Genomic DNA, 17,928 nt, shown 5'->3' on the forward strand with positions numbered 1-17,928 from the left:
CCATGAAGAATTGCCTGTTTAAAAGCTCAATTGCGCGTCATAACGCTTCCAATTTCGACATCAGGTCATCGATACGTCTGGCTTTCTGCTCGGTCAACACCGCGTTGTCGTCAAGGGACTCGATGTAACCAGCCAGTTCTGCCACGGTGCTGCACTCGAACATCGCCCGTAGCGGCACATTACGCTGCAAGGTCTTTTGCACCCGGGACGCAATCTGCGTGGCAAGCAATGAGTGGCCGCCCAGTTCGAAGAAGTTGTTGTGGATACCGACCCGCTCGACTTTAAGCACATCCGCCCAGATAGCAGCCAGGATGTGTTCAAGCTCGGTATTGGGTGCTTGATAACCGGAGCCTGTGGAGCGGCCGAGCTCCAAAGCTGGCAGCGCCTTGCGGTCGAGCTTGCCGTTGGCGTTCAACGGCAGGCGCTCGAGTACGCACCAGTGCAACGGCACCATGTATTCGGGTAATTGGCTACGCAAATGCTGCTTGATCCGCTCGAACAACTCGCCCTGCTCTACCACCTGTGTGGTTGGTAATTCGTAGCGCTTGCCATCAACCGGCACCAAATAGCCCACCAGGAAGCGTCCATTGGGCCCATCCTGTACCGTAACGGCTGCCTCGCGAATTTCGACCAGGTCGTACAGTCGCGTTTCGATTTCGCCAAGCTCGATGCGAAAACCGCGAATCTTCACCTGATGATCGACCCGTCCTACACATTCCAGAACACCGCTCTCATGCCGTCGCGCCAGGTCTCCGCTGCGATACAAGCGCTGGCCGTCTGACGCAAACGGATTGGGCACAAACGTCAGTGCCGTACGTCCGGGATCGCCGACATAACCGCGTCCCACGCCGGTACCTGCGATACACAGCTCCCCCAAGGCACCGGTTGGCACCAGTTGCAAGGTATCATTCAGGACATACAGGCGATTGTTGTCGGTCGGCAGGCCGATCGGGAGATAGCTGCCATCGGTCGAGGCTTGATCGACGCGAAAGAAGGCAACGTCATCCGAGCATTCCGCCGGGCCGTAGGCATTGACCAAGCCGATCCCCGGATACCGTTGCAACCACTGGCGCGCCAACTCTGGCGGCATCGCCTCTCCCGTGGGGAGTAGCCAACGCAAACGGCCGATATCCTTCGGTTCTTCCGCAAGCAGCCCTTGGATCAGCGAGGGAACGCTTTCCAAGACTGTCACTTCGGTTGCGCCTATATGCTGTAAGAGCGCCAGCGGATCACGAGCCACAATATTTGGCAGGATTTCTACCCGACCGCCAAACAGTGGGGCAGCCAGGAATTGCCAGACCGAGATATCGAAGCTCTGAGAGGCAGTCTGGGCAATGACATCATGTTCATCCAGTTGCAAGTACGGCACTTTGCTCAGTTGATTGTTGAGCATACCGGCCTGCTCGACCATGACCCCCTTTGGCAAGCCGGTAGAGCCGGAGGTATAGATCACATAGGCCAAATTGTGCGGCCCGCTGTAGCAATCGGGGTTGATCACCGGCCAACTACCGTCTTGTACTTCCTCCCATACCAACAATTGCAGGCGTTCAGGCTCGGCCAGCTCGGCCAGTAGACGCCGCGCCTGAATCTGGCACGCTTGAGTACACACCAGCACAGGTACCCGGGCCAGTTCGAGAATGCGTGTCAAACGTTGGCCTGGATGATCAGGATCCAGCGGCAAATAGCCAGCGCCAGCCTTGAAAGTGCCTATCATCATGCCAAACAGGTCGAGACTACGCTCGGCAAGCAAGGCCACGGGCTGATCGATACCGACACCGGCTGCTTGAAGCGCATGACCGAGACGATTGGCTCGGCGATTCAGATCGGCATAACTCCAATGCTCACCCTGACAAGCCGCCACGATACGCTCAGGGTGGGCATTGACTTGGCGCTCGAACAACCGCACATAGCCTTGCCCCAGTGGATGCGCCGCGGCGCTCTGGTTGCATTGCGTGGTGAGAAATACCACTTCCTGCTCATTGAGCAGCGGCAGTTCTGCCATGTCGCCATAGAAGCCATCAGCCAACGCCAATAGCAGACGCCTGAATTCACCAAGCAAGCACTCGATGGTTTGAGCATCGAAGTAGCGCTGGTCGAAGGACAGATGCAGCCCCAAGTCATCGCCAGGATAGCAAACCACCGTCAACGGGAAATTGGTGTGGGTACGCCCTGAGTCGGAGCTGGCATTAAGGCTTTGTGCATGCTCAAGCACCGTGCTTTCTATCGGCGCGTTCTCGAACACAAACAGACTGTCGAACAAGGGTTGCCCCTTAGGCAACTCGCTGCATTCCTGGATGGTAACCAGCGGCAGATGCTCATACTCACGCAGTTCCAGGTTGCGCTCGAACAGGCCTTGCAACCAATCCTGCACACGACAAGCCTGCCCTGGCTCCGGCAACTGCACACGCAGTGGAATGCTGTTAATGAACAGGCCAACGGTTTTCTGCATCTGCGGCATGGCCACCGGACGCCCAGCTACAGTGACACCGAACAGCAAGTCATGTTCACCGCTATAGCGATGCAGGACCAACGCCCAAGCTGCTTGGGCAAACGTGTTAACAGTCAGCTGATGCCGTTGCGCCAATTCACGCAGGTGAATACCGTCAGAACGTTCAAGCCGGGTATAACGGTCGCCAACGAGCATGCCACCGGCGTGTTCGCGCATGAAAGGACGATCACTGGGCAGATAGGTCGGTCGTTCGAAGCCTGCCAATGCCTGCTGCCACCAACGGCGCGATGCTTCAAGATCCTGGCGTTGCAGCCAGGCAATGTAGTCGCGGTAACGTGGCGGTGTAGGGAGCCGTACGTGACGTCCCTCTCCAAGCGCGGCATAAACTTCAAAGAAATCGCTCATCAGCAAACCGCGGCACCAGGCATCGATAAGGATGTGGTGGTTACTCATCATGAACCAGTAGCGCGCCGCCCCGAGGCGAATAAGCCGAAGGTGGAACGGCGGTTCGCGCAGCAATTCGAATCCGGCTTCGCGTTCACGCTTGTGCAGCGCTTGCAGCTGCGACTCGCAATCAGCCTCAGGCAGATCGCTCCAGTCGAGGACATCGAGATGCACTTCACCCGGTTTATGAATGATCTGCAGCATCGCTTCGCCTTCATTCCAGTTGAACGATGCGCGTAGCGCTTCATGCCGCGCCACCACTTGCTGCCAGGCCAGGGCGAAACGTTCGACATCCAGCTCGGTATTGATCCGGTAGCGGTCCTGCATGTAATAGATGCCTGTACCCGGCTCCAGCAGGGTGTGCAGCAGCAGGCCTTCTTGCATGGGGGAGAGAGGATAGATGTCCTCAATCTGCCGCAGCGGCACGGGTAGATTGCCCAGTTGCGCCTGGGTCAGTCGTGCCAGCGGGAAGTCGGATGGCGTTGGGCCGCCGGCACCATCCATCAGGCAATGGGTGACCAATGCACGCAGCTGCGCGAGAAATGCCCTGGCCAGACCGTTGATAGTCGTCTCGTCGTAGCGTTTTCGGCCATAGGTCCAGCGTACGCGCAGTTCTCCCTCGTAGACCTGGCTGTCAACACTCAGCCAGTTCGGCAGCGGCGCCTGCTCGTCGTGGGCCATCCCCGTGGACTCGTCCAGAGGACGCAGCAATGCTTGTTCACTGAAGCTCTGGTCGAACTGCCCCAGATAATTAAAGGTGATGCGCGCCTCAGGCAACGCGGCCATCGCCATCCGGCTCGGTGTATCGGCCAGGTAGCGCAACACACCATGCCCAAGCCCTTTGTGTGGTACCGCGCGCAACTGCTCCTTGATGGCCTTGATGGCCTCGCCAAGCTCCTCTTCCGGCACCAGGCACAGCGGGTAGGTGCTGGTGAACCAGCCCAGGGTACGGGTCAGGTCGACGTCGTCGAAGAGCATTTCACGACCATGGCCTTCCAACTGAATCAATACCGAGGGCTTACCGCTCCACTGGCACAACGTGCGCGCCAAGGCGGTGAGCAGGAGTTCATCGATTCGCGTGCGATAGGCTGCCGGTGCCTGTTGTAGCAGTTGTGTGGTCCAGGTCGCCTCGAGACAGACGGTAACGCTATGCGCATCACCTTGCAGATCGTCGTCGACGTTCCGGTCACAGGGCAATTCGGCCTGCGCATCACCTAGCTGCTGTTGCCACCAGGCCAACTCTTCGCGCAGCGATTCGCTGTTTGCGTAAGCCGCTAGACGCGCAGCCCAGTCGCGGAAGGCGCTGGTTTTTGCCGGCAAGGGTTCGCCCCGATAAAGCCGTTGCAGATCTTCAAGCAAGACTCGCCAAGAGACACCGTCGACTACGAGATGATGAAATATCAGCAATAGTCGCTGCTGGCCTCGTTCATCCGTCGTTAGCACTGCACGTAGCAAATGTCCACGCCGCAGATCCAGACTGCGCTGAGCACGTTCGAACACATCAATGAAATTGGCTGCTTCCGCGTGCCAGAGCAGGTCATCTACAACCGGCTCGCTATGCTCGGCCTGCCATTGCCCATTGTTTTCATGAAAGCGCAGCCGCAATGCATCGTGATGTTCGACCAAACCACGCAACGCGTTGACCAGACGTTCACTATCCAGCGGCTCGCTCGGCTCCAGCAGCAACGTCTGGTTCCAGTGCTCCCGGTGAGCCATCTGCAGGCTGAAAAACCAGTGCTGGATAGGTGTTAGCTCACTGCGCCCATTTACAGGACCCTGCTCTACCATCGACGCATCCTGACGGGATGCCACCGCTGCCAGCGTTCTTATACTTTGATGCTGGAACAGATCCCGCGGAGTAAAGTGCAGGCCCGCTTGGCGGGCGCGGCTGACGACTTGAATCGACAGGATCGAATCGCCGCCCAGCTCAAAGAAATTGTCATCCAGGCCAACCCGTGGCCGGTTCAGAACCTCCTGCCAGATGTTGGCCAGGTCTTGCTGCATCTGGTTTTCCGGTGCCACAAATGAGCTCGGCTCAATGCTGCTGTCTGGTATTGGCAAGGCCTTGCGATCAAGTTTGCCATTTTGCATCAGCGGTAGACGCTCAAGCATTACCCACTGCGCAGGCACCATGTAATCAGGGAGTTGCTCGGCAAGATATGGCTTTAGCGCATGACGCAGTCGGTCATGATTCTCCTGGCGTGGGACAACGTAACCGACCAGTTGCTTGCCGCTTGGAGTGTCCAGCGCCAGCACGGCTGCTTCAGCCACCGCCGGGTGCTGTTGTAGGCGCGCCTCGATCTCACCCAGTTCAATGCGGAAGCCACGCACCTTGACCTGTTGATCGAGACGCCCAACATACTCGACCAAACCATCGGTTCGCTGGCGTACGGCATCGCCCGTACGGTACAAGCGACCGCCCACGGCGAATGGATCAGGCACGAAGCGCTCTGCGGTGAGTGCCGGGCGACCGTGGTAGCCCCGTGCCAGACCGGCGCCGCCAATATATAACTCGCCAATGGCGCCTTGAGGCACTGCAGCCAGGTCACTGGTGAAAAGGTAGCCAACCCGCTGCCCGACCAAGGCCCCAATAGGGACGCTCGCGGCCGCGTTGGGTAAGGCTTTGGGTGCCAGACACGCCAGCGGCATTACCACGGTTTCGGTCGGACCATAAGCATTGAATAGCTGCTCGGGGGTGAATGCCGCGCGCAGCCGCTGTAGATGTTCGCCGGTCAGTGCCTCGCCGCCGGTAATGCACAGGCGTACCGGCAGACGTTCACCCTGAGACTGCAACCAGTGTGCGAGTTGGCTGCCATAACTTGGCGTGAAACCAAGAACATTCACACGCTCTTCGCGAATCAGCCGGCAAACCGACTCGGCATCCCACTGGCCCTGGGCCCGTAATACGACCCGAGCGCCACAGAGCAAGGGGGTCAACAAGCGTTCGGTCGCCGCATCGAAGTTAATGGAATAAAAATGCAGCTCACAGTCAGTAGCCTGTAAACCAAAACGCTCGATGACTGCGAGGCAGTGCATAGCAATCTCACCGTGAGATACCGCCACGCCCTTGGGTTGCCCAGTAGAGCCAGAGGTGTAGATCAGATAAGCAAGATTAGTAGGTACAACGCTGGATACTGGCGGCTCGTTTGAGCAGGCACTCAGTGCCGCGCTTTCCTCAGCCAGACAACAACGCCGGACATTGCCGGGCAACTCGCCGAGCTTGTCGAATAACGACGTCTCGCCCAGCAGTAGCGCGATGTCACTGTCTTCAATCAGATAGCGTAAACGCTCCAGAGGATATTCAGGATCCAAGGGGACATAAGCACCACCGGCTTTGAGGATTGCCAGCAAGCCGATAACCAGTGGTAAGGATCGCTCCAGGGCCAGCCCGACTCGCACTTCCGGGCCGACGCCGCGGGCGCGCAGCAACTGAGCCAGGCGGTTGGCCTGAGCGTCCAGCTCGGCGTAGCTCAAGGTCTCGCCGGCAAAGGTCAAGGCCGGTGCCAGCGGAGTCGCGGCAGCCTGACGTGCAAACAGCTCATGTACACAAATATCCAGCGGATAACTGCACGGATCGACGGCCAAGCCAGGCGGAGTTTCATCCGCAAACAGCGGCAACTCGGCCAGACGCTGCGTCGAATCACCGAGCATTGCCTGCAGCAGGTTACGCCAGTGTGCAGCCATCTGCGCAATGCGCGGTTCATCAAACAGATCGGCGCTATAGGTGAAGCAGCAACCCAGGCGATGATCGAGATCGGTCACCTCCAGGTAAAGGTCGAATTTGGTCGCACGAGCATCGTTGACCAAATACTCCACTGTCATCCCGGCCAGCTCGCGGGTCTGCTGGAATTCCCAGCGCTGCACATTACACATCACCTGGAACAGCGGGTTGTAGGCAGCACTGCGGGTTGGCTGCAAGGCTTCAACCAGTTGCTCAAACGGAAGATCCTGATGCGACTGACCATCGATCACCGTGCTGCGCACCTGGGCAAGCAACGCGTCGACCGTCATATATCCATCGAGCTGACAACGCAGTACTTGGGTATTGAGGAAAGCGCCAATCAATCCCTCGCTTTCCGGTCGCACACGGTTGGCGATTGGAGCGCCGATGCGAATATCCGGCTGACCGCTGTACCGGTAAAGCAGCACTGCCAGCGCCGCTGTCATGGTCATGAACAAGGTCAGACCGTGAGAGGCGTTGTAATCGCGTACGCGGCGAGCCAGTTCATCATCCAGATCGAAGCGGAACAGCTCGCCCCGATGGCTTTGTACCGGTGGGCGCGGCCGGTCACTGGGCAGTTCCAGGAGAGGATGCTCCGCGCCCAACTGGGTCTTCCAATACGTCAGTTGACGCTCGCCCTCGCCCGCCTCCAACCACTGGCGTTGCCAGACACTGTAATCCAAGTATTGGACGCTCAATGGCGACAATGGGGATTCACGCCCCGCCAATCGTGCTTCATACAAGATGCCCAGCTCGCGGGCGAAAATATCCATCGCCCAGCCTTCGGTGACGATGTGGTGCAGCGTAACCACCAGGTAGTGTTGTTGCTCGGCGGTCTTGACCAGGCAGACGCGCATCAGCGGCCCGGACTCCAGATCAAATGGCTGGTGAGCCTGCTCGTCGGCCAGTTGCTGCAAGCGTGCGGGCAGCTCAGCCGCGGACATGGCCGAGAAATCCAGGCGCTGCAATGGCAATTCCAGGCGCTCGGCTACCTGTTGCCAGGGTTTGCCCTGTTCGCTGGGAAAGGTGGTGCGCAAGGTCTCATGACGTTCGATCAGATCCTGAAACGCCCCAATGAAATGTTCGGCATGCAACGATCCACTCAGCTTGACCATGCCACCGACATTGTAGGCCGGGCTGTCCGGTTCCAATTGCCAGAGAAACCACATGCGCTGCTGCGAATGAGAAAGAGCGATACGCTGATGCCGGTCTACCACTTCGATTCGGCCCTGGCTGTCAGGCTGACCTTCAGCCTGAGCGCGGGCGATCCACTCAGCAAAATCCCCCAGACGGCCAGCTTCGAACAAACTGCGTAAAGGTAATTCGATATCAAATGCCTGGCGCGCTCGCGAAACGATACGGGTGGCAAGCAGCGAGTGGCCGCCTAGCTCGAAGAAGTCGTCATGCAGACCGACCTGCTCCAGCCCCAAGACTTCACACCAGATAGCGGCCAGGCGCTTTTCCAGGTCGTTGCGCGGTGCAACGAATTCACGTTGTTGCCAGACCGGCTCTGGCAGCGCCTGCCGATCGAGCTTGCCACTCGGAGTCAAGGGCAACTCTGCCAGGCGCACATAATGCGCCGGCACCATGTAATCCGGTAAACATTCGCGCAACGCTCCTTGCAACCGGAACGTCAGCTCGACAGCGGATTCTTCGCCATCGGCAATGACATAAGCGACCAGTTGCGGATCGCCACTACGTTCATGCAAGAGTACAACTGCCTGGCGCACATCGTGCTGGGCCAGCAAAACCGCACGAATCTCCTCCAATTCGATACGAAAGCCACGCAGCTTGACCTGTTCATCGAGCCGCCCGATATATTCAAGCACACCGTCGGCACGCCAGCGGGCCAGATCGCCGCTACGATACAAGCGCCGACCTTCTCCGGTTGGCACGAAGCGCTCGGCAGTCAGCCCCGGACGGCCCAGGTAACCACGGGCCAGACCGGTACCGCCAAGCAGCAACTCGGCGGTGGCGCCTACCGGTACTCGCTGCATCTGCTGATCCAGCACTTCGCACCGCACATTCCTCAACGGACGACCGATCGGTACGCGTGTGCCTTCCTCGAGCAGACAAGGCCAATGAGTGGCGTTGATCGTCGCCTCGGTCGGCCCATAGCGATTATGTAGAGCAACGCCCGGCAAACGCGCCTGCACTCGTCGGCATAGCTCTGCAGACAACACCTCGCCACCGGCAAAGAGCCGCTTGAGACTGTGGCACTGGGCAACCTCCGCTTCATCGATAAAGAGCTGCAGTAAAGGCGGAACGAAGTGGATCATGGTCACGCTATGCTGGCGGATCAGTTGCACCAGTCGTCGCGGATCGCGATGTTCGCCTGGCGCCGCCAAGATCAGCCGACTACCGCTGATCAAGGGCAGGAAGCATTCCCACACTGATACATCGAAGCTCAGGGGGGCCTTCTGCAACAATACTTGGTGCACATCCAAGGCATACTCGTCCTGCATCCATTGCAAACGTTCAGCGAGCGCGCCATGGGATACCCCTACCCCTTTGGGCTGGCCGGTCGAACCAGAGGTATAAATCAGGTAAGCCAGATGATCGGAATGCACAGCGACATCCGGTGCGCTATCCGGTTTGTCGTCTAGCGTCAGCGCCTGCACATCAAGGGTCGCAAGAGCGACAGGCAATGCGAGCTGTTCATACAGCGGCTTCTGTCCCAGCACCAGCTCGATGCCACTGTCCTTGATCATGTACTCCAGACGTTCCCGGGGGTAGTCGACATCCAGCGGTACATAGACCCCGCCGGCCTTGATGACTGCCAGCAACGCGACCATCAGTTCCATGGAGCGCTCGGCCAGCAGTCCCACCCGTACTTCAGGCCCTACCCCCAGATCGCGCAGGTGATGAGCCAGTCGGTTAGCACGGCGCTCGAGTTCGGCATATGCGTAGTGCTGCTTGCCCTGGGTCAGTGCCACTGCATCGGGCGTGGCCTGGGCCTGCCGGGTCAATCGCTCCGGCAGAAGCGTGATGGCGGATGCGACGGTATTCTGTCCCCATGCCTCAAGCTGACGTTGCTCTGCTTCATCGAGCAGGACCAGATCACCGATACGTGCCTGCGGACAGGTGCATACGGCATCCAGTAATCGAACAAAATGACGTGCAAGGCGCTCAATGGTGCTTCGCTCGAACAACGCCTCGGCATAATCGAAGGAAAGACGAATCCGCCCTGGCCCCTCCTCTTCGCTATGCAACTGCAGCGCAAACTTGGCTTCTCGACTGTTCCATGGCAACTCTTCGGCCAGCAGGCCTGGCAACCGGCGCAACGCGGTCAAATCGCGTTGCTGGTGGTTGAACATAACCTCGAACAGCTGTGCATCGGCACCGCTTGAGGTTACAGCGTCGACGACTTCATCGAATGAGATATCCGCATTCGCCTGGGCGCTTAGCATGCTCTGGTGCGCAGCCTGCAAAACCTCGTGGAAGGACTGCTGTGAATCGATTCGCCCCGTCAACACCTGAATATTGATGAAAAACCCCACCAGGCCCTGGACTTCAGGACGCGAGCGATTGGCGTTAGGGACACCCAGGCGGATATCGGATTGGCCACTATAGCGATACAACAAGGTCTGAAATGCCGCCAGCAGAACAGCAAACAGGGTCGAATTCTGTGACTGCGCCATGTGCTGCAGACGTTCGGCCAAAGGCTTGTCCAAGCGCAGGAGCAAACGCTCGGCTGTCGAAAGATCGCCAGTTCGCGCTCGATCCAAGGGCAATGCCAGCTCATCGACGCGCTCTGCCAAGGCATCCCGCCAATATGCCAGTTGTCGGCCATGCTCATGGGTATTCGACAGCGTGCGCTGCCAGGCGGCGTAGTCGGCATAACGAACCGGCAACCGCGCCAAGGCTGGTTTCTGCCCCTGACTATAGGCGGTATAGGCGTGAGCAAACTCATTGAGCAGAATGTTCAATGACCAGCCATCAACAACGATATGGTGTACCGTCACCAGCAGCAGATGCTCCTGATCTTCCAGGCGAACCAACCGAACGCGCAGTAAAGGGCCCCGCTCTAGATCAAAATGAAATTCCGCTTCCTCATGCCGAATGTCGCAGGTACGCGCTTCGCGCTGTTCCGTTGCCAAATCGGAAAGATCATCCAGCGCTACGCTCCATTGATCAGCCTGATCAATCAGTTGGAACGGCTGCCCATCCTGCTCAAAAAACCGGGTACGCAGCGATTCATGACGCTCGACCAGATATTCGAAGCTACGTTGTAAAGCTTCCTGATCCAGCTCGCCACGCAAGCGCAAACCACTGGGTATGTTGTAAGCAGTGCTTTGTGGATGCAGTTGCCAGAGAAACCAGAGTCGCTGCTGCGCCGATGATTGAGGCAAGGGTCGGCCTGGCGACACTGGAGGAATTCGCTCGCCTCCGCCTTGTTTATCGAGCGAACGCAAAACGACCAGATCAATGAATTGGGCAAGCACTGGCGCTTCGTAAAGATCCCGCAGTTCCAAATCGACCGCGAACTGCTCCCGTAGTTGGGCAATCAACTGGATCGCCAGAATGGAGTTTCCGCCTTGGCCAAAAAAATGGGCATCCGCAGGCAAGCTTTGGATTTTGAGGCTTTCGCACCAAAGGCGAGTCACGTGCTCGGCAATGGAAACCGGCGTAGCGACTGGCTCGTTCGTGATCAGCGTATCTTCACGAAACACGGCCATGGTATCCAACTTGCCTACCTCCAATTGAGCTCGACAGGCAGAGCGTTGCAGCTTGCCGCTGGATGTCTTCGGTAATGCTCCCGGATAGAGTAACGCCACCAGACAAGGCGCTTCCTGGTGTACCGTTGCCACCGTTTGACGAATCTGGGCGATCACGTCATCGAACGCTACCTGCTTGGCGGCGCGACGACTCAGCTCCGCGGCAACACCCAATCCTTCCCGTCCGTCATGATTTACCGCGAACGCTGCCACCCGTCCCTTGCGAATAAGCTCGACACCGTTCTCCAGCGTACGCTCGACATCCTGCGGGTACAGATTCTGTCCGCGGATAATCAGCATATCTTTAAGACGGCCCGTGACGAACAGCTCGCCCTGATGACGAAAGCCCAAATCCCCGGTGCGTAGCCAAGTACGGCCATCGCGCACGATGAATGTCTCCGCAGTGGCCTTGGGGTTACGCCAATAGCCGGCAGCGATGCTCGGCCCGCTGGACCAGATCTCGCCTATATGCCCCTCGACCAGCGCCTCGCCACTTTTAGGGTCGACGATCATGATCGGATGCTCCGGCTGCTCCCAGCCGCAACTCATGACAGTGGCCCCGCTCCCCTGCCTGGCTTGATTCATTGCCAGCGCCTGCGAATCAACCGACAAAGCGGATATGCCCTGTCCTGGCTTGCCGCCACTGACAAACAGCGTCCCTTCGGCCAATCCATAGCTGGCGAGATAGGCTGTATCGCGGAAGCCGCAAACGGAAAACTTCTTGGCAAATGCCGTCAGACTATCCTGGCGAATCGGTTCTGAACCCGAGAAGGCGATGCGCCAATGACGGAGATCCAAGCTGGCTAATTTTTCTTCGGCTATGCGCTCGTGACACAATCGGTAGGCAAAATCCGGCCCGCCACTGATAGTCCCGCGATAACGGCTGATAGCCTCCAGCCAACGCAACGGGCGCTCAAGGAAATATTGCGGTGACATCAATACGACAGGAAAGCCGCTGTAGATCCCCTGCAGCAACCCGCCAATCAAACCCATGTCGTGATACAGCGGCAGCCAACTGATGATCACATCCTGCCCACTTATCCCATAACCTTGACGGATCAACCATTCGTTAGCTTCGAGATTGGCATGGGTGACCTGCACACCTTTTGGGGTTGCGGTCGAGCCTGACGTGTACTGCAGAAAGGCAACGGCATCGGGCGAAACATCGGGGGCACGCCAACTTGGATTCAGCGCTGGCTCCAACTCGTCTACGACCAGCAATTTGGGCAACCGACCACCGAGCTTCGCATCCAGCTCACGCAGAGGATGGGCAAACTTGCCTATGGTAAGGATCAGGTCAGGCTGAGCATCGGCAATAATCGAAATCAGCCGTTCCAAATGCTGCTCTTGCGTAGTCTCCGGCGGATAGGCAGGAACCGCGATGACTCCGGCATACAAGCAACCAAAAAATGCCGCGACATAATCCGGTCCGCTGGGAAAAAGCAGAATGGCTCGTTCGCCCTGTCTCGTCTGTTCACCAAGGGCGACAGCGATCGTTTGTGCGTACGTATGCAACTGCAGGTAGGTCAGTAGCTGTCCTTCGTCATCCTCGCCGGTTAGAAAGCGTAATGCCAACCGCTCAGGGCATTGCGCCGCACCACGCATTAACGCAGCTGCCAATGAAGCTGGACGTTCGAAGGGTTCCATCATTTGTGCACCTGTCTCTGGCCCGTAACCAAACGAGGCAATCAAGCCTCGAGTCATAGGGCGATGACGGATGCAAAACACAAAAAATTAGTGGTGCTCACTTCTCAATAAACAAAAAGCCAAAAACACTAAATTTCAATTCCTCCACATCGTTATAGATTCTTGGCGTTTAGCCATGCAAAACAGATCAATGCGTTTATATCGAAATAAAGAAATAAAATTTATTATTCTTATTTGACATCCAATATTATCGGAGATACCGTTTCCGGCGTTGCATTAAATGATAATTAGTCGCAACTCCAGACAAAGGATAGGATCATGCAGCAATTGGGAATTGTTGACAATACTGCTAAACCAACGTCTCCTCTGCTCCAAACCTTAGTGGACAACCGAACTACCCTGGTAAATGTTGCGGCCAGAATTATCGGTTGTCACAGCCGCGCCGAAGATGTCGTACAGGATGCTTTTCTACGCTTATCGAAGCTGCAAGAGATCACATTACCTCTAGCGGCACAGGTAGGTTACGTCTTCAAAATCGTTCGTAACCTCGCCATCGATCATTATCGCAAGCAAGCGATGGAGCAGAAATATATTGGCAACGAAGAAGAAGGGTTCAACGTTGCCGTTGATGGAGATACACCGGAGTCGACAAATCTTAATTGGGAAATCATTGAAACCATTGACGCCGCACTAAGCCAACTACCGGACCGAACCCGCTACGCATTCGAAATGTACAGATTGCATGGTGTACAGCAAAAAGATATTGCACGCGAGTTAGGCGTTTCACCAACATTGGTTAACTTCATGATTCGAGATGCGTTGATTCATTGCCGTAAGACAATAGATGACGAACGAACTTGAGAATTTGTCGACTTGAAAAGCATTAAAGACTGTAACAGTACAAAAAGTCCATTATCAAATATATTCATTTACCTGAAAATGAATGACAGGCTATCGATTGATATTATCTTAAGTCAAACCAATTCTGTACTGCAGCAAGTTTCTGTTCAGGCGCCCCCTACCTGGCTAAATCGGAACTCGTATTCTTGCAGGAACAGGAAAAATTGTTTGTATGGTACGTCGTTGTATCTGCGCAGTACGCGCTTGGACTGACTTCAGAAGTGCTCGATCCCTGATAGGGCTTTCTGGATACTTCTTTCGACCGTCGCCAAAGTAACAGCAAGCCTCCAGGAAGCCCTCTCACAAGCACTTGGAGGTGCTGATCGATCACCTGGTTACGACGCAGCATTCCATTGTCAGCCAGTCCGGCTCTCCCACCCGGTCACGCTAGCCAAGGTGCTACCGATATCGATCAGGGAGCGCACGGTTTTCACACCTGCATCCTGCAGGGCCGCAAACTTCTCTTCGGCAGTTCCCTTCCCACCGGCAATGATCGCACCAGCATGTCCCATGCGTTTGCCTGGTGGTGCCGTCACACCGGCAATATAAGCCACCACAGGCTTGGTCACGCTGGCCTTGATATAGGCGGCCGCCTCCTCTTCCGCCGAACCGCCGATTTCACCAATCATGACAATGGCCTCGGTCTGGGAATCCGCCTGGAATAGCTTCAGAATATCCACGAATGTGGAACCGGGAATCGGATCGCCACCGATACCGACACAGGTAGACTGACCGAAGCCTGCATCGGTAGTCTGCTTCACAGCTTCATAAGTCAAGGTTCCGGAACGTGAAACGATTCCTACTTTACCGCGCATATGAATATAGCCAGGCTGAATCCCGATCTTGCATTCACCAGGAGTGATGACCCCTGGACAGTTGGGGCCGATCAAGCGCACGCCCAGCTCGTCACATTTGAGCTTTACCTCCAGCATATCCTGCGTCGGTATGCCTTCGGTGATGCAGACGATCAGCCCGATGCCAGCAAAAGCCGCCTCGAGAATCGAGTCCTTGCAGAAAGGCGCCGGCACATAGATGACCGAGGCATCCGCCTCTGTAGCCGCTACGGCATCCCGAACAGTATCGAACACAGGCAACCCCAAATGTCGGGTTCCGCCTTTTCCCGGTGTCACACCTCCTACCATCCGAGTGCCATAAGCGATGGCCTGCTCACTGTGGAAGGTGCCCTGGTTCCCCGTGAATCCCTGGCATATCACCTTGGTATGGCGATCGATCAGAATGCTCATGACCATTCTCCCGCCGCTTTGACTACCTGGATGGCTGCATCGTCCAGGCTGAGCGCCGGAATGATATTCTTCAAGCCACTGTCGGCCAGGACCTGGGCACCGAGAGAAGCATTGTTACCCTCAAGGCGAACCACCACGGGAACCTTGACCCCGACTTCCTGAATCGCGCCAACAATGCCTTCGGCAATCATGTCGCAGCGAACGATGCCACCAAAAATATTGACCAACACTGCTTTTACATTGGTATCGGAAAGAATGATCTTGAAGGCTTCGGTAACACGCTCCTTCGTCGCACCACCACCGACATCGAGGAAATTTGCCGGCTTACCGCCATGCAGATTGACGATATCCATCGTCCCCATTGCCAGGCCGGCACCATTCACCATGCAGCCAATATTACCGTCCAAGGCCACATAGTTAAGCTCCCATTTCATTGCATGGGCCTCACGAGGATCATCCTGTGAAGGATCCTGCATATCCCTGAGTTTTGGCTGTCGGTAAAGAGCATTGCCATCGATGTTGAGCTTCGCATCCATGCAATGCAGGTCACCATCTTTCTTGATGACAAGCGGATTGACTTCCAAAAGAGTCAAATCATAGTCACAAAAGAGCCTTGCCAGCCCCATGAAGATATCCGTGAATTGCTTGATCTGACGATCCTGCAACCCAAGCCCGAAAGCAAGCTCACGCCCCTGGAAAGGCTGTGCTCCCAGCAGAGGATCGATAGTGCTCTTGAGGATTTTATCTGGCTGCTCACGTGCAATTTTTTCGATATCCACGCCACCTTCGGTAGATGCCATGAAGACAATTCGGCGCAAGGATCGATCAACTACAGCGCCAAGATAGAGCTCTCGCTCGATATCGGTAAAAGCCTCGATCAATACCTTGCTGACAGGCTGGCCATTTGCGGTGGTTTGATAGGTGACCAGGCGGTTATCGAGCCATTGCTGGGCGAAGGCTTTTGCCTCGTCCTTGGTCTTGACCACTTTTACACCACCGGCTTTCCCTCGGCCTCCAGCGTGTACCTGGGCTTTCACAACCCAGAGGTTACCGCCGATCTTGTCGCAGGCCTCTGCAGCCTCTTTGGGCGTATCCACAGCATAACCCCTGGATACGGGAAGACCATATTCGCTGAATAGCTGCTTACCTTGATATTCGTGAAGATTCATGCTCTTACCGTCATTGTTGTAGTTTGCAACCGGATGCCATACACGTACATGTATAGCACCACCTGCAGGCTGCAGAAGTCGATTATCAATCTTCCACGCCTGTAGAGGCTGTCTTGCGACAGCCCCATGACGATATTGCGCAGTATTTCCAACGAATACGACAGGGAACCACCCTGGTGGTTCTTTACAGCTTAACGCTTCTTGCGGTTGGCAATATGAATAGCATGACCATTTACAGCCAGGGCCGCTTCATGGACAGCCTCGGAAAGGCTCGGGTGCGAGAAGACCATCATGCCCAAATCTTCGGCACTGCTGCCAAACTCCATGGCAATGGCACCCTGCTGCACCAGTTCGGCAGCGCTCAGGCCAATGACATGCACACCCAGGATACGATCGGTCTTGGCATCTGCGATGATCTTGACCAAACCAGTAGTGTCGTTGGCTGCCATGGCACGACCGCTGGCTGCGAAGGGGAACACACCAACGTTGACTTCAACGCCTTCAGCCTTCAACTGCTGCTCGGTTTTACCCACGCCAGCAATTTCCGGGTGGGTGTAGATCACAGCTGGAATCAGGTCATAATTCATCTGTGCCTTATGGCCGGCAATACGCTCAGCGACCACAACACCTTCCTCGGATGCCTTGTGGGCCAACATGGCACCACGCACCACATCACCAATGGCATAGACACCCGGCACCTTGGTGGCGCAGAAATCGTCGACCTCAATGAAGCCTCGCTCACCCACCACGACACCACTGTCTTCAGCCAGCAGATTGGCTGTGACTGGACGACGGCCAACGGCCACAATCAGCTTGTCAAAGGTGATCTGCTTTTCGCCAGTAGCATCGCTGAAGCTGACCACAACCTGATTGCCCTTGATTTCGGTACCCGTGACACGGGCGCCCAGCAGGATGTTCAGACCTTGCTTGCTCAGAACCTTCAGGGCCTCCTTGGCAACCTGTTCGTCGACGGCTGGCAGGAACTTATCCACCGCCTCAAGCACGGTGACTTCAGCACCCAGACGTGCCCAGACCGACCCCAGCTCCAGACCGATGACACCAGCGCCGATCACGCCCAGCTTGCCAGGAACAGTCTGGAAGTCCAGCGCACCGGTGGAGTCCACGATGATGTTCTGGTCCACGGGAGCCGGCGGGATTTCGACTGGCGTGGAACCGGAGGCCAGGATCACGTTTTCAGCCGCCAATACCTGAGTGGAACCATCCAGCCCAGTGACCTCGACCTGCTTGCCGGCCAATAGCTTGCCATGACCTTCAAACAGAGTGACGCCATTGGCCTTGATCAAGCCAGCAACACCACCAGTCAAGTTTTTGACGATTTGATCCTTGCGACTGATCATGGTCGGGACGTTGATGGTAACTTCGCCCGTGGCAATACCATGAATATTGAAGCTCTCATGAGCTTCATGGAACTTGTAGGAGCTGTCCAGCAGCGCTTTGGATGGGATACAACCCACGTTCAGACAGGTACCGCCCAGAGCAGTTTTGCCTTCCTTGCCCTGATATTTTTCAATGATGGCAGTTTTAAGACCCAGTTGGGCAGCACGAATGGCAGCGACATAACCGCCTGGGCCAGCACCAATGACGATGACGTCGAACTTCTCGCTCATAAGGAATC

At 56.4% G+C, this 17,928-nt stretch carries 5 protein-coding genes; 1 reads left to right on the top strand and 4 read right to left on the bottom strand.

Annotated elements, in window-relative coordinates:
• Positions 1–37 precede the first annotated feature (37 nt).
• Positions 38–12,982 carry a non-ribosomal peptide synthase/polyketide synthase gene (locus FHR87_RS14440; RefSeq protein ID WP_183167416.1) on the bottom strand — a complete coding sequence of 4,315 codons (12,945 nt, stop codon included), beginning with the start codon at positions 12,980–12,982 and terminating at the stop codon, positions 38–40.
• 315 nt (positions 12,983–13,297) lie between these two features.
• Here FHR87_RS14440 and FHR87_RS14445 point away from each other — a divergent pair, with 315 nt between their 5' ends.
• A complete protein-coding gene (locus FHR87_RS14445; RefSeq protein ID WP_183167417.1) occupies positions 13,298–13,840 on the top strand; it encodes an RNA polymerase factor sigma-70 in 543 nt (180 codons plus the stop codon).
• 395 nt (positions 13,841–14,235) lie between these two features.
• Here the strand turns inward: FHR87_RS14445 and sucD are convergent, their stop codons facing one another.
• From sucD to lpdA, 3 genes are all read right to left on the bottom strand, one after another.
• Positions 14,236–15,123 (bottom strand): succinate--CoA ligase subunit alpha, encoded by an 888-nt coding sequence (gene sucD, locus FHR87_RS14450; protein ID WP_183167418.1) that lies wholly within the window; start codon positions 15,121–15,123, stop codon positions 14,236–14,238.
• Positions 15,120–16,292, bottom strand: coding sequence for an ADP-forming succinate--CoA ligase subunit beta (sucC, locus tag FHR87_RS14455; RefSeq protein ID WP_183167419.1), 1,173 nt, complete (start codon positions 16,290–16,292; stop codon positions 15,120–15,122). Before sucC ends, sucD begins: the two co-directional genes overlap by 4 nt.
• 191 nt (positions 16,293–16,483) lie before the next feature.
• The gene (lpdA, locus tag FHR87_RS14460) at positions 16,484–17,920 is read right to left on the bottom strand and encodes a dihydrolipoyl dehydrogenase (protein WP_183167420.1); all 1,437 of its coding nucleotides are present in this window, start codon (positions 17,918–17,920) and stop codon (positions 16,484–16,486) included.
• Positions 17,921–17,928: the final 8 nt, after the last annotated feature.

The organism is Azomonas macrocytogenes (assembly GCF_014191985.1).
Classification (GTDB): Bacteria; Pseudomonadota; Gammaproteobacteria; order Pseudomonadales; family Pseudomonadaceae; genus Azomonas; species Azomonas macrocytogenes.

Coding starts and splice junctions, on each gene's coding strand:
- FHR87_RS14440 (WP_183167416.1), bottom strand. CDS start 12,982: ATGATGGAACCCTTCGAACGTCCAGCTTCATTGGCAGCTGCGTTAATG.
- FHR87_RS14445 (WP_183167417.1), top strand. CDS start 13,298: ATGCAGCAATTGGGAATTGTTGACAATACTGCTAAACCAACGTCTCCT.
- sucD (WP_183167418.1), bottom strand. CDS start 15,123: ATGAGCATTCTGATCGATCGCCATACCAAGGTGATATGCCAGGGATTC.
- sucC (WP_183167419.1), bottom strand. CDS start 16,292: ATGAATCTTCACGAATATCAAGGTAAGCAGCTATTCAGCGAATATGGT.
- lpdA (WP_183167420.1), bottom strand. CDS start 17,920: ATGAGCGAGAAGTTCGACGTCATCGTCATTGGTGCTGGCCCAGGCGGT.